At 53.4% G+C, this 238-nt stretch carries 1 protein-coding gene; it reads right to left on the bottom strand.

The window, feature by feature from the left end; genetic code table 11:
• Positions 1-189: FAD-dependent oxidoreductase (locus KK062_RS30560; protein WP_254088155.1), on the bottom strand; the 189-nt coding region annotated here is incomplete at its 3' end.
• Between the last annotated feature and the right edge of the window lie 49 nt (positions 190-238).

The raw sequence follows: 238 nt of genomic DNA, 5'->3' as shown, positions 1-238 counted from the left end.
GGTAAGGCTTGCGGCCTGAGCGGAGGCGATCATGGTCTTGGTGGCCGTACAACCGTCGTTTACGCAGGTACCACCGACCCATCGTTGTTCGATCAGACAGGTACTCCATCCGGCTTCTGCCAGGCGCTTGGCCATGGGGTTGCCTCCCTGGCCGGAACCGATTACAATTGCTTTATAGTGTTTTTGCATAGTGAGTTTTTAGTAACTTCTGTGCCGGCATACTTCGAAACGGTAAAAC

Source organism: Dawidia cretensis (assembly GCF_018598175.1).
GTDB classification, from domain to species: Bacteria; Bacteroidota; Bacteroidia; order Cytophagales; family Cyclobacteriaceae; genus Ohtaekwangia; species Ohtaekwangia cretensis.
This window is presented reverse-complemented; position numbering and strand designations above follow the sequence as displayed.